This window comes from Rhodococcus xishaensis (assembly GCF_004011825.1).
GTDB lineage: Bacteria > Actinomycetota > Actinomycetes > Mycobacteriales > Mycobacteriaceae > Prescottella > Prescottella xishaensis.
Window position 1 is genome coordinate 179,109 of record NZ_RKLO01000006.1, and the last position, 17,299, is coordinate 196,407.

Genomic DNA, 17,299 nt, shown 5'->3' on the forward strand with positions numbered 1-17,299 from the left:
ACAGGCTACGAAGACGGGTATGAGCGATGACTGAGGATCGACCATTCGACACCGAAACATTCGACGTAGTCGGGATCGGGTTCGGCCCGTCGAACCTCGCGCTGGCGATCGCGATCGAGGAGCACAACGCGGGCTGCGGCCCCGACGAGAAGATCACCGCATGCTTCATCGAGAAGCAGCAGCAGTTCAGCTGGCACGCTGGCATGCTGCTCGACGGCGCAACCATGCAGATCGCATTCCCCAAGGATCTGGTCACCTTCCGCAACCCGCGCAGTAGCTACAGCTTCTTCTCGTATCTGCATGACCGCGGTCGTCTGGTCGACTTCGTGAACCAGCAGACGTTCTTCCCCACCCGAGTCGAGTTCCAGGACTACCTACAGTGGGCGGCCGGGCGCGTCACCGCAGACGTCCGGTACGGCACCACCGTCACAGCCGTTGATGGCGTCGATGGCGGGGCAGTCGTAGACCGCCTCGCAGTGTCGCTGTCCGACGGCACCACCGTTCACGCCCGAAACGTCGTGGTGGCTGCGGGGTTGCGTGAACGGCTACCGGAGTGGGCGACGCCCTCGGCGCGGTGCTTCCACAACCACCAGTTCCTCCACCGGATCGCCGCTATGCCCGAGCCTGTGCATCAGCGGTTCGTCGTTCTCGGTGCCGGTCAGAGTGCCGCCGAGGTCGTTCAGTACCTGCACAGCAACTACCCGCAGGCCGAGGTCCACAGCGTTTTCTCCAAGTTCGGGTACAGCCCGGCCGACGACAGTCCGTACGCGAACCGGATCTTCGATCCTGCCGCAGTGGACGAACTGTACGCGGCACCCGCGTCCGCGCGTGAGCACCTACTCGAAGTGCACCGAAGCACCAACTACTCGGCGGTCGACATCGAGTTGATCAACGAGCTCTACGCCACCGAGTACCAGGAGCGGGTCCAGGGACAGCGGCGTCTGTTCATGCGGCGTGCATCCGAGGTCAGCGCAGTCCAGGAGACGGGCGACGGCATCGAGGTGTCGGTGACCAGCGCACTCGACGGGCTCACCGACGCACTGATGTGCGACGCTCTGGTGCTGGCTACCGGCTTCGAGCCGACCCCGCTGGAGTCGTTGTTCGGTGCGTCGATGCCCGGGATCGGTACGCACCAAGATGTGGGACGTGACTACAGGCTCGAGGTCGGTCCGGCCGGTCACGCCGGCATCTATCTACAGGGCGGAACGGAGAAAACACACGGTCTGACATCGTCGTTGTTGTCGAATGCCGCGGTGCGTGCGGGGGACATACTCAATTCGATTCTCGCTCATCGAGATATTAGCGCTGGCCTTGCTAGGCTGAGCGAAGACAACCCATACGCGACAAGCGAGGTTAGATGAGCACCAACCCGTTCGACGACGAAGACGGCCGCTTCTACGTGCTGGTCAACGACGAAGATCAGCACTCCTTGTGGCCCACGTTCTCCGAGGTCCCGCAGGGCTGGAGGATTGTTTTCGGTGAGGATTCGCGTCAGGCGTGTGTCGAGTACGTAGAGAAGAACTGGACCGACATGCGGCCCAAGAGCCTGCGTGAAGCCATGGAGCAGGACCAGAAGAACGCCGACAAGTGATACGCCCGCTCCGGTTACCGAAGTGCTAGGCGCACCGGAACCGGACACGGAAATGCTCATCACCACACTGCGTCGCCCGAATCGCGGGCGGCGCAGTTTGGCGTTTCGGCATAAAGCCGTATTTCTCCGTATTTCTCCGTATTGCTCCGAACCCGTCGCGGCTGCCGTCTCGAGGAGACTGCCGATCGACGCCTGAGACTCGCGCGCGTCAGAGGTCGGTGACGAGATCCTTGTCGGTGAGCTCGGTGGCCTCCAGTGCGGCCTCGAGGGTTTCGTGCCGGAAGACGGCGGTTACCTGATCGTTCACGACGCGGAAGGCGGTACCCACAGTGCTGGACTCGCCCGGCTTCGACGCCAAGGTGGCCTGCTCCTCTACCACGATGACACCGTCGTGCTGGAACATTCGGCCGGGCACCAGTCTGATGTCTGCCGATGCCGCCCACTCCCGCAGTGCGGCCAAGCCCTGCGCTGCCCCCTCGGAATCGGCGAGTTCGATGTCGTCGCTCGAGACCATGAGCAGCGTCTCGATGTCCGAGTCGTTGAGTGCGTCGTGCCACGCGAGAACGGTGGCGATCTCCGAGATGCTCATGCGACAACGCTAACGAAGTCGGGCGGTCGGGGCACCGGTACGCGTTCCACCGTGGGCTATGGATATGATGGGCGCGCTCGACTGCCTCCTTAGCTCAGTGGTAGAGCACTCGCCTTGTAAGCGAGCGGTCGTCAGTTCAATCCTGACAGGGGGCTCCGCTAAGAAGGCCCCCTACCTGCAGTGATGCAAGGTAGGGGGCCTTCGGCGTTCTCGGTTACCCCGTCTCGTTGTCACAGGATGTCACAAGAGCCTCCAAACTCGCCGCGGCGGCTTGCGTCCTCCTACCGCGACACAGGTAAGCCGTCACCAGGCCGCTGCGCCGCGCCGACGGAGCCTGTCGATCAGAACGGCCAGGTCAGTTCTTCGAGGCTGCCGAACGGCCCGGTCGAAGGTGCGTCGGTGATCTCGAGGACGACGGGCAGCGCGGCGCCGTCACCGATTCCGTTGCTCGCGGTGACGGTGAACTCGAACCGTCCGGTGGTAGTGGGGGTTCCGGACAGAACACCGTCGGCACTGAGCTTGACCCCGTCGGGCAGGGCGCCGGCCGTGACGGTGGTGGTCGGGTTGGGCCGTCCGGTGAGGGTGAAGGCGTATTCGTAGGGCTGCCCAACGGCACCGGCAGGAGGAATGCCGGACAGGGCCGGTGCCTGCTCGATCGCGATCACCGACACCGTGTTGTCCTGCTCGTTGGCGACGTAGGCGTGGGCCCCGTTGGGGCTGACCGCCACCCCGGTCGGGCCGTCGCCGACGTCGATGGTGGTGGTGACGGTGTTGGTGCCGGTGTCGATCACCGACACCGTGTCGTCGTCCATGTTGGTGACGTACGCGCGGGTGCCATCGGGGGTGATCGCGAGAAGGGCGGGACCATCCCCTACCGTGACGGTCTCGACCACCATGTTGGTGCCGGTGTCGATCACCGACACTGTGTCGCCGTTGAAGTTGGTGACGTAGGCGCGGGTGCCGTCGGGGGTGAATGCCACCCCGATCGGGTCGTCGCCGACGTCGATAGTGCTGGTGACAGTTTCAGTGATGGTGTCGATCACCGACACCGAGTCGGAGCCGCCCCACCGGTCGGTGACATAGGCGCGGGTGCCGTCGGGGATAATTGCCACGCCGAGCATGCCGACGCCGACGTCGATGGTGCCGGTGACGGAATTGGTCGCGGTGTCGATCACCGACACCGTGTTGCCGTTGACGTTGGTGATGTAGGCGTGGGTGCCATCAGGAGTGATTGCCACCCCGATCGGCCCCGAGCCGACGTCGATGGTGTCGACGATGGTGTTGGTGGCGGTGTCGATCACCGCCACCTGGCCGACGACGTCGCCGACGCTGTGGGTGATGTAGGCGCGGGTGCCGTCAGGGGTGATCGCCATCCCGGCTGGATTCTCTTCGATGGGAATGGTGGCGGTGACGGTGTTGGTGGCGGTGTCGATCACCGACACGGTGTCGCTGAGTCCGTTGGTGACGTGGCCGATGTTGGTCACGTAGGCGCGGGTGCCGTCGGGAGTGATCGCCACAACGAACGGGTCGGTGCCGACCTGAATCGTGGAGGTGACGGTGTCGGCGTGCGCGGCCGGGGACGTCGTGAACAACAGCCCCGCGGCTAGGGCGGCGACGAGTCCCGCCGTGCGCTGCCGCCGGCCGGGGTGCCCCGAACGCGCGTTGCTCCCCCGTCGGGACGGGTCAATGACGTTGAGAGGCATCGTGATCGGACTCCTTCGACCGATGAGTGTGGATAGACGCGACATCTCTGCGGGCGCAGCGCCGTAGGATGAATAATGAAAACCGAATGGTCTCCCCGCGTAGGTGCGGACTATACGGGACAAAGCGGACACCCTTTTTGATCGACACGACCTGCTGGGGTGCTGACCTCGGTCCCGCGAGTGCCAGCCAACTTGGAATTGATCGGTGAGCTGGGGCGTCCAACCCCACATGGACCCGATCGAAGCGGCAGTAATCCGCGACGAAGGCTTCAACCGTTTCGACCCGCACCTGCGTGCAGTGACTCTTCGGGGTTCGAGTCCCTGTGGTCAGTAGGCGGCGCCCTCCATTCGCGCCGGATAGTTCTCGGCAGGATGGCGCGGACTGTCCGGCGATGTCTGGCGCGCAAGGGGAAGAATCGCCGACATGAAGGTGGAGATTCTGTATTTCGACGGGTGCCCGAACTGGCGGGAGGCAGCCGACCGTGTCCGCGAGGCGGCGACAGTGATCGGGCGTCCGGGTATCGAGATTGGGTATCGGCGGATCGCTTCGGACGCGGAGGCGGCGAGGTCGCCGTTCTCAGGCTCACCCACGATCCTCGTCGACGGTGTCGATGCGTTCGACGATGCGGTGCCTGTGACCGAGCTCGCGTGCCGCGTCTACGCGACCGAGACCGGGTTGGCTGGGCTGCCGACCCTGGAACAGCTGGCCAGCGCGCTGCGCGCAAGAGGCTAGGCGGCGCTGGTGTTGAGCTTGTGAGCGACGCGTTCGAGCTCGACGGGGCTGTGGATCGACAGGTCCGTGCGTTCCGGGAAGTGTTGACGCAGTGGCCCGTTGGTCTTCTCGTTCGAACCTCGCTGCCACGGGTAGGCGGGATCGCAGTAGTAGACGATCAGTTCGCTCCCCCGGCGCTGTGGAACGGCACAGGCCTCAACGTCGGGCAGGCCGGGCGCTGATCATGACCATCGGATCGCCGTTGGTCGAGCGACTAACGCTCTCCGGCCATCTCTGTCAGCCGGGTTTCTCTGAGCGCGCTCACCTCAGACCGAAGCGTCTCGATCTGAGCAGTCAACCCGATGATGTGTTCGCGCGTGACGGCTTGATTCGCCTCGTCCTCTTCTCCGATGCGCTGCACAAGATAGGACGCGAGGGTTGCAGTCACGACACCGAGCAACGCGATGCCGGCGACCATCAGGCCCACCGCAATGACGCGTCCGGTTGTTGTGACTGGTGCGTAGTCCCCGTAGCCGACGGTGGTGACGGTAACGGTCGACCACCATAGTGCGTCGGGATATGTGGTGATGCCGGCGTCCGGAGCGCCTCTCTCGGCGTCGAGCATCGCGAGTGACGAAACCAGAATCAGCAGGATCGTGGATCCGGCTGCGTAACTGACGACCCTTCCACGTAGCGCCGTTCCGACGGAGCGTTGGAGGACGCCGAAAAGAGTGACGAGCCGGAGCAACTTCAGAGGTCTCAGTAGTGGTAGCACCACCATCGCGAGCTCGTGGAGGTGACGAAGCAGCCATTGCCCGCGTTGTTCGGCGAGTGCAAGTCTGACGAAGAAGTCCACCGCGAACAGGCCCCATGTGAGGGTCATTGTTGTGGCCGTGATCTGTGCCGATGCACCCGCAGGTTGGGCGAGAACGTTGAAGGCATAGGCACTGAGGAAAACGATCGATGCTCCGATCATTGGCCACTCGGTTCGTCGCCGCCAAGACTCAGTGCTCATACCCGTGGTGCTCATACCCATGTCCGATTCATACCAAATCTGTCGATGCTCGAGCGGACTGCCACTGTTTAGCTGTGGACCCCTCGACGCACACCAGAGGCCGGTCTTGGAGACGGAACCGGCCCCTGGTGCTCTTCGCTCTACAGAGCGAAGCCGTCGCCCGCGTTCGGGGCGGCGATTGTGAAGGTCGGGTGCTTCTGGCCTGCGCCGTGCTTCTTGAGCTGGACACGGAAACCGGACGCACCGCGGCGGGGGCCGACGACTCGGCCGAAGCACCAGTCTCCGTTGTCCAGTGAAACGAGCGTCTTTCGCCCGCGACGCATCATGGCTCACTCTCCCAAACTTCCCGACGACCCGACGCATTCAGAATCCCGCTTCGGTAACGGGGGGGACACGTCCGAAGTACCCATCCGACTACCTGTTTCGGCCCCGTGGGTATACATCAGCTGCCGTGAGCAGGCCCGATCCGGTTGATCGTGGGCTGTGCGGCCGTGTGCCGGGTCACTGCCGTGGCGTCACTGTGACCTATCCCGCACGCCCCGAGCGGCCGCGCCTGTCGGATCCGATCAGTTGGTCCGTCGGCTTCGCAGTGTGGGCGCGGTCTCTGCAGCGCGGACTCGGCGAGCTCGATCACGTTGGGTGAGTTCGTGGGCGTGGCACCGATCACTGCCTCACTGTGGGTCGTGTCCCTGCCCACCGATGTGCGATCTATATCGACGGGCCGCGGCCGGTCACCCCGACGGCGGGCTTGCGTTGATCGAGAAGAACAAGCACCAGGGCACGGATTCGGCCGCGCCCTGGTGCTTGTGTCGGGTATGTCGTCCGCCGTCGCTCGGGCAGCGGCCGCTAGATCTCGATCCTCGCGTTCTGCTGCCGACGACGGGTAGGTGCTGCGTGCGTCAGTTCCGTCGAGTGCCCTTTATCGGTCCTGGGGCGCGGTGGCGGGTGCATCTTCGAACATTGCCGCGATGCGAGACTTTATCTCTTCGGTGCTGATCGTTCCGGTGCGGAGTTCGCTCGCGTTGGTCTGACGGCTGTTCGTGGGGTGATTCATACGACTGTGTCCGTGCCTTCCAGGTAAATCGTTTGCCGTCCGGCAATTTTCGATACCGGAGTGATCGGTAGCGTGGCCTACGGGTCGGGTCGCAGCGCCAAGATCAGGTTAGTGACGGGCAGGCCACCCGGAAGCGAACCGAACGAGTGGTTATACAACCGGAATCAACGTGCTCCGAACGGTAGCGCAATCGTTACGACCGCCCGGCGTGTCCGGGACGATGGTCCCTAGGCTCGGGGAATGTCCGCACTTTCGGTCCCCGCCCCCGACGGTCCGATCGACGCCGTACTCGAAACTCCCGGCGATGCGATACCTTCGCCGTGGCCGGGTGTGGTCGTGGTGCACGACGCCCTCGGCGTCGGGCGCGACATCCGAGGCATCACCTCGAGAGTCGCCTCCCACGGCTATCTGACACTGACCCCGGACCTGTACTCGCGTGGAGGCCGTGCTCGGTGCGTCGTCCGGGTCTTCCGTGAACTGATCGCCCAACAAGGCCGGGCCGTCGACGACCTGCTCGCGGCTCGCGATCTGCTCGCCGCCCGTCCGGACTGCACCGGTCGGGTCGGGGTCATCGGATTCTGCATGGGCGGCGGGTTCGCACTCGTCCTCGCGCCCAAGGACTTTTCGGCGTCGGCGCCCTTCTACGGGCTGCTGCCACGCAATATCGACGACGCACTGCGCGGTTCCTGTCCGATCGTCGGGAGTTACGGCCGACGGGACCCGACGTTGTGGAAGGCAGGGCCACGGTTGGATGCAGCCCTGACTCGACTCGATGTCGAGCACGATGTAAAGGCCTACCCGGGTGTGGGGCACAGTTTCGCGAACCGCCTCGCAACCGGGAACACGGGCAACACTCTCCTGCGGATTGTCGGTATGGGGTACGACTACGAGAAGTCCGAGGACGCGTGGCGTCGAGTCTTTACCTTCTTCGACGACCACCTGTCAGGTGGGGCCGAGTGACAGGTCGGGCCCGCGGACGCCCTTGAGCCAACGCCCGGGGAAGCGTCCGGCGAGGTCGCCGAGCGGGCCCACCGCGGCATTGAGGATCCCGACGGTCTCCTGCAGGACGTCGATGCTGGCACCCATACGTTGCAGGTTCGGCGCCAGCGACGTCAGCGTTTCGGACAGCGCGACGATCTGATCGAGCGGACCGCCTTCGGCGATCAGCCGTTCGAACGCGCCCTCCTCGGCAAGGATCGTGTCGAGGATGCCGTTCTCGGCAAGTGCCTTGTCGACGATGCCCCCCTTTTTCGTGAGCCGTTCGAGTGCTCCGTCGTCGGCGGTGAGCCTGTCGAGCAGACCGCCCGGCGCGAGGAGACGTTCCAGCGGCCCGTCCTCCGCGAGGACGCGATCGAGGGGCCCGTCCTCGGCGAGTACCCGCTCGAGCGGGCCACCCGGAGCGAGCACACGCTCGAGCGGGCCACCGTCGGATGTGAGGCGGTCGATGACGCCACCCGGCGCGAGTAGACGGTCCAGCGGACCCTCCGGCTGCAGCGCCTGGCCGAGCGGGCGGTCTTCGGAGGCGAGCGCTGCGAGCTGCTGGACCAGCTGGAGCGGGCCTCGCGGGTTGGCGAGCGGCACTGCACCCACGCTCGCCGCAGTGGTGCTGGACAGAGCCACCCGCGCGGTCGACAGCACGATCTCGGCGCCCTCGAGGGCCGAGACCGCGATGGTGAACCCGGCTCGGACCGGAATCGAGACGGCTGACACCAGGTTCATCGGTTTACTGTAACTCCCGCGCACGGCAAAACGGGCGGTCGGTCAGTGCAGGACCTTGAGTCCGATGACACCGCCGATGATGGCGACGACCAGCAGCCCCTTCGCGATCGAGGCGCTCTCGCTGCCGGTGAGCATCGCGAACGCGACCGTGAGTGATGCGCCGATTCCAACCCACACCGCGTAAGAGGTGCCCGTGGGTAGGGTGCGCATCGCGTAGCCCAGTCCAACCATGCTCAACAGCAGCGCGACCCCGAAGACGACCGTCGGCCAGAGCCTTGCGAATCCTTCGGACCTTCCGAGTGCAGTGGCCCACACCGCTTCCAGGACACCGGAGATCACGAGGACGATCCAAGCCATGATGATTCAACTCCCCAGACACCGTCTTGTCGCTGGCCGGGTACGGTGTGCTCGTCCGGGTGTCGATCGACAGGTTCAAAAATACCCAATCCGATCACCGATTCCCGCAATGGTTGCCCAAATCACCGCCTTCCCCCATTTCCTGAACGGTAGTTCACGGCACGGTTCCGGCCGCCGAGCGTGCCGTGAACTCCCGTTCGGTGAGCGGCGAGCATTCACAGGAACCTCCCAGGGAATGCCCAGCCAGCCTCCAGATTGGTCGCGGACCCTGACGGGGTGAACGAAACGCCGGAGGCCCGTGTCCTGATAGTCGACGACGAACCGACGCTGACCGAACTGCTGTCGGTCAGTCTCCGCTTTCAGGGATTCGAGGTGGGTACCGCCACGAACGGTGCGGAGGGCCTGGACAAGGCACGGACTTTTCGGCCCGATGCGTTGATCCTCGACGTCATGATGCCGGGTATGGACGGGTTCGGAATGCTGCGGCGTCTGCGAGCCGACGGAGTCGAGGCACCGGTCTTGTTCCTCACTGCGCGAGATGCTGTGGAGGACAAGGTGGCCGGTCTGACGATCGGAGCCGATGACTACGTCACCAAACCGTTCAGCCTCGAGGAGGTCGTCGCCCGGCTGCGGGTGATCTTGCGCCGGGCCGGTCACGGCGACCAGGAGAAGGAGTCGTCCCGTGTCCGTTTCGCCGATATCGAACTCGACGACGAAACTCGTGAGGTGTGGAAGGCCGGCGAACTGGTGCCGCTCTCGCCAACCGAATTCACGCTGCTCCGGTACTTCATGGTCAATGCGGGAACCGTGCTGAGCAAGCCGCGGATCCTCGACCACGTGTGGAACTACGACTTCGGTGGTGAGGTCGGGGTCGTCGAGTCGTACGTTTCATACCTGCGTCGCAAGATCGACACCACCGAGCCGCGCCTGATCCACACGCTGCGGGGCGTCGGCTACGTGATGCGTGAGCCACGGTAGGCGGAGACGATGACGCGCCTGCGTGCGTTGCCGTTGCGGATCACGCTCGTAGCGGCGTTGCTCCTACTCACCGCCACCGGACTGCTCGTATCCGGGGTCGCGGTGACCTCGGCGATGGAGCGTTCGCTCCTGGACCGCACGGACAGGCAACTGTTGGACGCCGCGCACGGTTGGGCGAAACCGCGGGATTTGCGGATGATGCCGCCGCAGTCCGCGCCCATTCTCGACCGCGCCCCCAGCCCCGATCGCCCACCCAGCCCGTTCTACGTCCGGGTCACCCAACACGACGGCACCGTGCGGCTGGAAGTCAACGACGAAAGTATCGGTACAACACCGGAAATCGTGAGCGATCCGGGCCCAGTGACGGTCGGATCCACCGACGGCAGCGATATTCGCTGGCGGGAGATCAGCGTGGCCACGCCGGTCGGCAGGACCACGTTGGCGGTCAAGTTGACCGACATCGACGCCACCGTAGAACGCTTGATCATGCTCCAGGTGGGCGTCGGGGCAGGGGTGCTGGTGGTGTTGGGGTTCGTCGGCTACCTCGTGGTGCGGCGCAGCCTTCGACCGCTGCGTGAGGTCGAGGAGACTGCCGCCAGGATCGCGGCTGGCGACCTGCACCGTCGGGTGCCCGAGCGGGATCAACGCACCGAGGTGGGCCGCCTGTCCTCGGCGTTGAACGGCATGCTCGCTCAGATCCAGTCGGCGTTCGCGTCCACCGCCGCGTCGGAAGAGTCGGCGCGACGGTCGGAGGAAAAGATGCGCCGATTCGTCGCTGATGCCAGCCACGAGCTCCGCACCCCTCTGGCGACTATCCGCGGGTTCGCCGAGTTGTATCGGCAGGGTGCGTCGACCGACAGCGAGATGGTGATGAACCGGATCGAGAACCAGGCGAAACGCATGGGGTTGCTCGTCGAAGATCTGCTGATGCTCGCCCGCATGGACGCCCAACGTCCCATGGAATTCCATCCAGTGGATCTGTTGGCGCTGGCCACCGATGCCGTGCACGACGCGCGTGCGATCGCGCCGCAGCGGCGAATCACGCTGGAGATAATCCCCGAGTCGGGTCCGGCCGAGGTGATGGGTGACGATGCCCGGCTGCGGCAGGTAGCCGGCAATCTGGTCAACAACGCGCTCGAGCACACGCCCGACGATGCGTCGGTGACCGTACGGGTGGGAACAGACGGTGCCGATGTGATCCTCGAAGTGGCCGATACCGGACCTGGGCTTGGCGAGGACGACGCGGCTCGGGTGTTCGAGCGGTTCTACCGCGCCGACGAGTCCCGGACCAGGACGAGCGGGGGCAGTGGACTGGGCCTCTCGATCGTTGCGGCGATCGTCAAGGCGCATCAAGGAACCGTGACCGTCGACAGCACGCCCGGGCGGGGCGCCACCTTCCGGGTGCGACTTCCGCAGGGGTGAGCCCTGTCAGCTGGGAACGAACTTGCCGTTGCCGAGGTCGCGCAAGGCCGACTTGATCTTGCCGGCGGCCTCGTCCATGGATTCCGGGGATGGGTTCGGGTCGGCATTCGAGATGTCGAAGTCGCCCATGCTGTACGCCGGGAACACGTGCATGTGCAGGTGAGGAACCTCGAGGCCGGCGATCAGGAAACCCGCGCGGGGCGCGTCGAACGCCTTGCGAACGGCCCGTGCGATTTCGCGGGAGACCCCGGTGCACTTGTCGAACAGTTCACCGTCGACGTCCTGCCAGTGGTCGACCTCCTGGCGCGGAACCACGAGCGTGTGGCCCTGTGTGATCGGCGCGATGGTAAGGAAGGCGACGACGTCCTCGTCCTCCCAGACGAACCGTCCCGGTATATCGCCGGCGATGATGGCGCTGAAGACTGAAGGCATACGGCGAGGATAGGCGGCAGCGACCCCGTGTCGGTACTGCGGCCGCGGCTGTGTCGGTTCGGCGACCTGAGACCGGGTCGTGACCTTCCAATATCACGGAACGGTATGTCTGATCAAGTTTCGTGGTCCACACTGATTGTCGATTGCCACATCCGGTCGGGGACGGTTACCCGAGGGAGTGTCATGTCCAAGTTCTCGTTGCGTCCTCGTCGGCTCTTGGTACCCGCGGTCATCGCTTCGGCCGCAATCGGATTGGCGCTGCCCGGCCATGCCAGTGCCGCGTCCTCGCTCGACGTCGTCGATGCACTGTCGGCGACGACCCTGGTCAACGGGGCACTTTCTTTGGTGGGCGGATGTCAGACATCCAACCGTGACCTGATCACGACCTGCACCCGGCTCGAGACCCTGACGACCCAGGTTCCGGTGATGTTGGCCGTCAACCCGTTCACCACGAACATCGTCGTGCTCGGTGCTGGTCTCTACCCGAATGGGACGATGCGACCAGTCCTGGTGTCCCGGCTCCAGGCGGCCCTCCAACTGGCGCAGCGGTTTCCGTTCGCGCCGATCATCGTGACCGGTGGCGTTCCACAGTCCGGGGTCACCGAGGCGCAGGCGATGCGGCAGTGGTTGGTCGCGAACGGTATCCCGGCGTTCCGGATCACCGAGGAGAACACGTCACGCTCCACCGTCGAGAACGCGATCAACACGAACGTGATTCTCCGGCAACGTGGAGCGCCCGGAGCGGTCGTGGTGACCAGCCCCGACCACTTGGAGCGGGCCATGATCGACTTCCGCGTCGCCGTCGCGGGGAGGATCCCCATAGCGGGCGTGATCGCGCCCTGACGAGATTCCGATAGGACCGGGCTACAAGAACATTCGCGACCTCCTGGACATCTCGGTCCCGGCTGACAGGAAGCTCACAGCCCGGATTCAGCGGGTGCGGAGAGACGCTCCGCACCCTTGTGGGCATGACGACCGAACCCCAGCCCACGGTTGCCCTGCAGCATCCCGAGACCGCCGCACCCGCTCTCGACATCGTGGTACCCGTGTACAACGAGCAGGCCGCGCTCGGCAAGTGCATCCGACGCCTGCGAAGCTACCTCCTTGCCGAGGTCCCGTACTCGGCCCGGATCACCATCGCGGACAACGCGAGTGTGGACCGGACTCTGAATATTGCGCAGGCGTTGGCCGACGAGTTCCCCGACGTGCGTGTCCTGCACCTCGACGAGAAGGGGCGGGGCCGGGCACTGCGTGCCGCGTGGGGACGATCCGACGCCAAGGTGCTGGTCTATATGGACGTCGATCTGTCGACCGGACTGGAAGCGCTGATGCCCCTCGTCGCCCCGCTGCTGTCGGGGCATTCGGATCTCGCTATCGGTTCACGCCTGGCCCGCTCGTCCCGAGTGGTGCGCGGACCGAAGCGTGAATTCATCTCCCGTGGTTACAACCTGATCCTCCGGGGGACGTTGCACGCGCACTTCTCCGACGCCCAGTGCGGGTTCAAGGCGGTGCGAGCAGACGTGGCGCAGGCACTTCTGCCCTTGGTGGAGGACGGACATTGGTTCTTCGACACCGAACTGCTCGTGTTGGCCGAACGGGCGGGGATGCGGATCCACGAGGTCCCCGTCGACTGGATCGACGACGCGGACAGCCGGGTGAACATCGTCGCGACAGCTGTCGCCGACCTCAAGGGCATCGCACGGGTGGGGCGCGCTCTCGCGACCGGTGCGCTGCCCCTGGCGTCGCTACGGGAGAGCCTCGGTCGGGGCTCACTCGTTCCCGGATCGCAGCCCGCGATGCTGAGGCAGCTTGTACGGTTCGCGGTGGTCGGCGTCTCGAGCACGCTCGCGTACGCAGTGCTTTTCCTTGCGCTCCAGGGTGCGGTGGGGTCGCAGTGGGCGAACGCCATCGCACTCCTGATCACCGCGATCGCGAACACCGCGGCCAACCGGGCCTTCACGTTCGGTGTGCGTGGTCGCCGAGGCGTGGGCCGCCACCAACTACAGGGGCTGATCGTGTTCGGGTTCGGCCTCGCCGTCACGAGCGGATCGCTCGCAGCTCTGCACGGCTTCGCGCCGGCAGCCTCTGCACATCTCGAGCTCGCGGTTCTGGTAGTCGCGAATCTCGTTGCCACACTTTGTCGATTCATCGGTCTGCGCTGGGTGTTCCGCCACGGCGCCGCGGAAGGAGTCACCCGATGAGCATCACCGTCGATCGCTCGATGGAGGCCGCGCAGCCGGCTGCACCCAAGTCGAACCGCGAGTACTGGGCGCTAGCCGGGCTGCTTCTCGCTACTGCGGTCGCGTACCTGTGGAACCTCAGCGCATCCGGATGGGCCAACGTGTTCTATTCAGCTGCAGCGCAGGCAGGTTCGGAATCGTGGAAGGCATTCTTCTTCGGCTCCTCTGACGCGGCCAACTCGATCACCGTCGACAAGCCACCCGCTTCGCTGTGGGTGATGGCGCTATCGGTGCGAGTGTTCGGGCTCAACTCGTGGAGCATCCTGGTTCCACAGGCGCTCATGGGCGTGGCGTCCGTCGCGCTGCTGTGGGCTACCGTGCGTCGTTACTTCGGCGGCGCCGCGGGTCTGCTCGCGGGCCTCGTACTGGCGCTCACACCCGTTGCGGTGCTGATGTTCCGGTTCAACAATCCGGACGCCCTACTGGTTCTGCTGATGATCGCGGCGGTGTGGGCGTTGCTTCGGGGGGTCGAGGACGGCCGCACCCGGTGGCTGGTGCTGACCGGTGCGCTGGTGGGCCTGGGCTTCCTCACGAAGCAACTCGCGGCGATGTTGGTGATACCACCGCTCGCGCTGACCTACCTGATCGCCGGCCCGCCCAAGCTGGGCAAGCGGATCTTGCAACTGTTCGCGGCCCTCGGCGCACTGGTCGTCTCGGCCGGATGGTGGGTGCTCGCCGTCGAGCTGTGGCCTGCTGACTCACGACCGTGGATCGGTGGCTCACAGAACAACTCGATCCTCGAACTTACTCTGGGCTACAACGGTTTCGGTCGGCTCAACGGTATCGAGCCGGGGAGCGTAGGGATGGGGGCGAGTATGTCCGGCGGCGAGTCCGGTGGAGGCACACCCGGCCCCGGCAGTTGGGGCGGGACCGGCATCACGCGGCTGTTCGATTTCGAACAGGGCGGGCACATTACATGGTTGGTGCCTGCCACACTGATCCTGCTGGTGGCCGGCCTCGTGCTGCGCGGGCGCGCCGCCCGCACCGATCTGCGTCGAGCGTCCTTTGTGGTGTGGGGATCGTGGCTGCTCGTCACCGGCTTGGTGTTCAGCTACATGGAGGGCATCTTCCACGCGTACTACACGGTGGCACTGGCCCCGGCGGTCGCGGCACTCGTCGGTGCCGGATCGGTGGCGCTCTGGCGCCACCGTGACGCGGTCGGTGCGCGGATCGTTGCGGCCGTGACGGTTGCGACGATTGCGGTGACGGCGTGGATCCTGTTGGGACGCAGCGCCGATTTCGTTCCTTGGCTGCGGTGGATGGTCGTGGTGGCAGGCGTAGTCGTGGCGGTCGCGATGCTGGTGCCCGCCGCGCTGCGCGGGCGCGGGACTGTCGTCGTGATCGGGGCGGCGCTGTTCACCGGGCTTGCCGGTCCAGCGGCCTACGCGGCCGACCAGGTTACGTCAGCGCAGACCAGTGGACTCCCGTCGGTCATGACCACGACCGCGAACACCCGTTCGGTCCCCTCGGTCAGGGCTCAGGTTGACGGTGAGACGCTGGGTGCTCCCGGTGGCGCTCCGGGTGCTCCCGGTGGGCGGCCGGGTGGCGGACCCTCGCCGGACGGGATGGGCGGCGCACCAGGTGGTCCTGGTGGGACGCCGGGTGACGGATCCCCGCGAGCCGGGATGGGCGGCGTTCCGGGTGGTCCCGGTGGGCGGCCGGGTGGCGGACCCTCGCCGGACGGGATGGGCGGTGCCCCGGGTGGTCCCGGTGGACGGCCGGGTGGCGGAATGATGTCTGGCAGCACGCCCGGTGACGAACTGACGGCTCTGCTGCGTACCGACGCCGACAACTTCACGTGGGTGGCCGCTACAGTCCGCTCGAATGCTGCGGCAGGCTACCAACTCGCCACCGAGAGTCCGGTCATGCCGATCGGGGGGTTCAACGGCACCGACCCGTCACCGACGCTCGAGCAGTTCCAGCAGTACGTGGCAGAAAGCAGAATCCACTACTTCATCGCCGGCGGCACAGACCAAGGCGGCGGGGGAGCACGGGGAACCGCGTCGCAGATCACCGAGTGGGTGCAGTCCGAATTCACGCCGGTCACGGTCGACGGGGTCACGATCTACGACCTGACGCAATGACTGGACGGCCACTGATTCGGCCCGCAGCGGCGAGGGTGGGGTCGTCGAGGCCTCGTCGCTCGGGTCGGTCGCTCGGGTCGTAGGCTGGCACCCGTGCGCGTACTCGTGATCGGCTCCGGAGCCCGTGAACATGCCCTTCTGCTGGCCCTGGCCCGCGACCCGGGTGTCGACAAGCTGATGTGTGCCCCCGGCAACGCCGGGATCGCTCGGATCGCCGAGACCCATGCGGTCGACGTCGCTTCCGGTGACGCGGTCGTTGCGCTCGCGAGGACTGTGCTGGCCGACCTGGTCGTCATCGGGCCCGAGGTGCCGCTGGTCCTGGGGGTCGCCGACGCTGTACGGGCGGCGGGTATCGCGTGCTTCGGCCCGTCCGCCGCGGCCGCGCGCATCGAGGGCTCCAAGGCGTTCGCGAAGGACGTCATGGCGGCAGCCGGCGTCCGCACCGCTCACAGCGAGGTCGTCGACAACCCGGCCGAGCTCGATGCCGCCCTCGACCGCTTCGGTCCCACCTGGGTGGTCAAGGACGACGGACTGGCGGCGGGTAAGGGCGTCGTCGTCACGCCCGATCGTCACGCCGCACGCGACCACGCCGCCGAGTGCCTCGAGAACGGCCATCCGGTGCTTCTCGAGTCGTTCCTCGACGGCCCGGAGGTGTCGCTGTTCTGCTTGGTGGACGGCGAGACCGTGGTCCCGCTGCTCCCGGCGCAGGACCACAAACGCGTCGGCGAGGGCGACACCGGCCCGAACACCGGTGGCATGGGTGCCTACACGCCGCTGCCGTGGCTGCCGGCCGAGACGGTCTCACAGATCGTGGAGGAGGTCGTCAAGCCGGTCGCGGCCGAGATGGTGAAGCGGGGCTGCCCGTTCACTGGCTTGCTTTATGCGGGCCTGGCGATCGGACGCGGCGGCCCTGCCGTCGTCGAGTTCAACTGCCGCTTCGGTGACCCCGAGACCCAGGCCGTCTTGGCCTTGCTCGAGAGCCCGCTCGGCGAGGCCCTCAGTGCTACTGCGACTGGCACCCTCGCGTCGATCCCGCCGCTGCAGTGGCGGGACGGTTCCGCGGTCACCGTCGTGCTGGCGGCCGAGAACTACCCGTCCACCCCGCGCACCGGCGACGCGATCACCGGCGCGGACGGGGACGGCATCCTGCACGCAGGCACCGCACTCGCCGACGAGCGGGTGGTCTCCGCTGGCGGTCGCGTCCTCAGTGTGGTCGGCGTGGGAGCCGATCTGAGCGAGGCCCGGGAGGATGCCTACGAGAAGATCTCCGGGATCAAGCTGCCCGGCAGCCACTTTCGCCGGGACATCGGCCTCGCGGCGGTCGAGGGCCGGATCGCACTGCCCTGAAAGGGCTCGACGGCTCTGCCCTGAAAAGGTTCGACGGCTCTGCCCTGAAAGGGTTC

The 17,299-nt window shown here is 65.9% G+C and carries 17 protein-coding genes, 1 tRNA gene, 1 pseudogene and 1 riboswitch; of the genes and pseudogenes, 11 read left to right on the plus strand and 8 right to left on the minus strand.

The genetic code is table 11. The features are described from left to right. The first annotated feature begins 26 nt into the window (after positions 1 to 26). Both EGT50_RS14985 and EGT50_RS14990 read left to right on the plus strand, forming a co-directional pair. The gene (locus tag EGT50_RS14985) at positions 27 to 1,361 is read left to right on the plus strand and encodes a lysine N(6)-hydroxylase/L-ornithine N(5)-oxygenase family protein (RefSeq protein ID WP_127955462.1); all 1,335 of its coding nucleotides are present in this window, start codon (positions 27 to 29) and stop codon (positions 1,359 to 1,361) included. Continuing rightward, the gene (locus EGT50_RS14990; protein ID WP_127955463.1) at positions 1,358 to 1,591 is read left to right on the plus strand and encodes an MbtH family protein; all 234 of its coding nucleotides are present in this window, start codon (positions 1,358 to 1,360) and stop codon (positions 1,589 to 1,591) included. The genes EGT50_RS14985 and EGT50_RS14990 overlap by 4 nt, the downstream gene beginning before the upstream one ends. Before the next feature lie 208 nt (positions 1,592 to 1,799). On the opposite strand, the gene EGT50_RS14995 is transcribed toward EGT50_RS14990, so the two are convergent. Further along, on the minus strand, positions 1,800 to 2,180 hold the full coding sequence (locus EGT50_RS14995; protein ID WP_127955464.1) for a nuclear transport factor 2 family protein: 381 nt from the start codon (positions 2,178 to 2,180) through the stop codon (positions 1,800 to 1,802). A gap of 83 nt (positions 2,181 to 2,263) precedes the next feature. Between EGT50_RS14995 and EGT50_RS15000 the strand changes: the two genes are divergently transcribed. Next, positions 2,264 to 2,335, plus strand: a tRNA-Thr gene (locus EGT50_RS15000). A gap of 186 nt (positions 2,336 to 2,521) precedes the next feature. Here EGT50_RS15000 and EGT50_RS15005 read toward each other — a convergent pair. Beyond that, entirely contained in the window at positions 2,522 to 3,883 is a 1,362-nt protein-coding gene (locus EGT50_RS15005) for a beta-propeller fold lactonase family protein (protein WP_127955465.1), read from the minus strand. A 424-nt stretch (positions 3,884 to 4,307) separates the two neighbouring features. On the opposite strand from EGT50_RS15005, the gene EGT50_RS15010 reads away from it, so the two are divergent. Beyond that, positions 4,308 to 4,616 (plus strand): alkylmercury lyase, encoded by a 309-nt coding sequence (locus tag EGT50_RS15010; RefSeq protein WP_127955466.1) that lies wholly within the window; start codon positions 4,308 to 4,310, stop codon positions 4,614 to 4,616. Positions 4,617 to 4,627: 11 nt separating this feature from the next. Here the strand turns inward: EGT50_RS15010 and EGT50_RS15015 are convergent. The 3 genes and pseudogenes from EGT50_RS15015 to EGT50_RS15025 all read right to left on the minus strand — a co-directional run. After that, a pseudogene (locus tag EGT50_RS15015) lies at positions 4,628 to 4,771 on the minus strand (IS30 family transposase); the annotation flags it as partial. Between the two features lie 98 nt (positions 4,772 to 4,869). Next, positions 4,870 to 5,571 (minus strand): potassium channel family protein, encoded by a 702-nt coding sequence (locus tag EGT50_RS15020; protein WP_235870771.1) that lies wholly within the window; start codon positions 5,569 to 5,571, stop codon positions 4,870 to 4,872. Between the two features lie 179 nt (positions 5,572 to 5,750). Then, a complete protein-coding gene (locus EGT50_RS15025) occupies positions 5,751 to 5,936 on the minus strand; it encodes an enoyl-CoA hydratase (protein WP_127955468.1) in 186 nt (61 codons plus the stop codon). Positions 5,937 to 6,904: 968 nt separating this feature from the next. Here EGT50_RS15025 and EGT50_RS15030 point away from each other — a divergent pair. Then, positions 6,905 to 7,624 carry a dienelactone hydrolase family protein gene (locus EGT50_RS15030; protein ID WP_127955469.1) on the plus strand — a complete coding sequence of 240 codons (720 nt, stop codon included), beginning with the start codon at positions 6,905 to 6,907 and terminating at the stop codon, positions 7,622 to 7,624. Here EGT50_RS15030 and EGT50_RS15035 read toward each other — a convergent pair. Together EGT50_RS15035 and EGT50_RS15040 are read right to left on the minus strand one after the other, a co-directional pair. Beyond that, on the minus strand, positions 7,607 to 8,383 hold the full coding sequence (locus EGT50_RS15035) for an ABC transporter (RefSeq protein WP_127955470.1): 777 nt from the start codon (positions 8,381 to 8,383) through the stop codon (positions 7,607 to 7,609). The two genes, EGT50_RS15030 and EGT50_RS15035, sit on opposite strands and share 18 nt — an antisense overlap. 42 nt (positions 8,384 to 8,425) lie before the next feature. Continuing rightward, positions 8,426 to 8,740 carry a DMT family transporter gene (locus tag EGT50_RS15040; protein ID WP_127955471.1) on the minus strand — a complete coding sequence of 105 codons (315 nt, stop codon included), beginning with the start codon at positions 8,738 to 8,740 and terminating at the stop codon, positions 8,426 to 8,428. A 15-nt stretch (positions 8,741 to 8,755) separates the two neighbouring features. Beyond that, positions 8,756 to 8,816: riboswitch (guanidine-III (ykkC-III) riboswitch) on the minus strand. A 200-nt stretch (positions 8,817 to 9,016) separates the two neighbouring features. Here EGT50_RS15040 and EGT50_RS15045 point away from each other — a divergent pair. Beyond that, a complete protein-coding gene (locus tag EGT50_RS15045; RefSeq protein WP_127955472.1) occupies positions 9,017 to 9,718 on the plus strand; it encodes a response regulator transcription factor in 702 nt (233 codons plus the stop codon). A 9-nt stretch (positions 9,719 to 9,727) separates the two neighbouring features. Then, a complete protein-coding gene (locus EGT50_RS15050) occupies positions 9,728 to 11,140 on the plus strand; it encodes a sensor histidine kinase (RefSeq protein WP_127955473.1) in 1,413 nt (470 codons plus the stop codon). 6 nt (positions 11,141 to 11,146) lie between these two features. Here EGT50_RS15050 and EGT50_RS15055 read toward each other — a convergent pair whose 3' ends face one another. Further along, positions 11,147 to 11,572 (minus strand): HIT family protein, encoded by a 426-nt coding sequence (locus tag EGT50_RS15055; protein ID WP_127955474.1) that lies wholly within the window; start codon positions 11,570 to 11,572, stop codon positions 11,147 to 11,149. 183 nt (positions 11,573 to 11,755) lie between these two features. On the opposite strand from EGT50_RS15055, the gene EGT50_RS15060 reads away from it, so the two are divergent. From EGT50_RS15060 to purD, 4 genes are all read left to right on the plus strand, one after another. Beyond that, complete coding sequence (locus EGT50_RS15060; RefSeq protein ID WP_127955475.1) at positions 11,756 to 12,415, plus strand: YdcF family protein; 660 nt, start codon at positions 11,756 to 11,758, stop codon at positions 12,413 to 12,415. A 125-nt stretch (positions 12,416 to 12,540) separates the two neighbouring features. After that, complete coding sequence (locus EGT50_RS15065; protein ID WP_127955476.1) at positions 12,541 to 13,773, plus strand: bifunctional glycosyltransferase family 2/GtrA family protein; 1,233 nt, start codon at positions 12,541 to 12,543, stop codon at positions 13,771 to 13,773. After that, entirely contained in the window at positions 13,770 to 15,896 is a 2,127-nt protein-coding gene (locus tag EGT50_RS15070; RefSeq protein ID WP_127955477.1) for a glycosyltransferase family 39 protein, read from the plus strand. Before EGT50_RS15065 ends, EGT50_RS15070 begins: the two co-directional genes overlap by 4 nt. A 93-nt stretch (positions 15,897 to 15,989) precedes the next feature. Then, entirely contained in the window at positions 15,990 to 17,243 is a 1,254-nt protein-coding gene (purD, locus tag EGT50_RS15075) for a phosphoribosylamine--glycine ligase (RefSeq protein WP_127955478.1), read from the plus strand. The last annotated feature ends 56 nt before the right edge of the window (positions 17,244 to 17,299 follow it).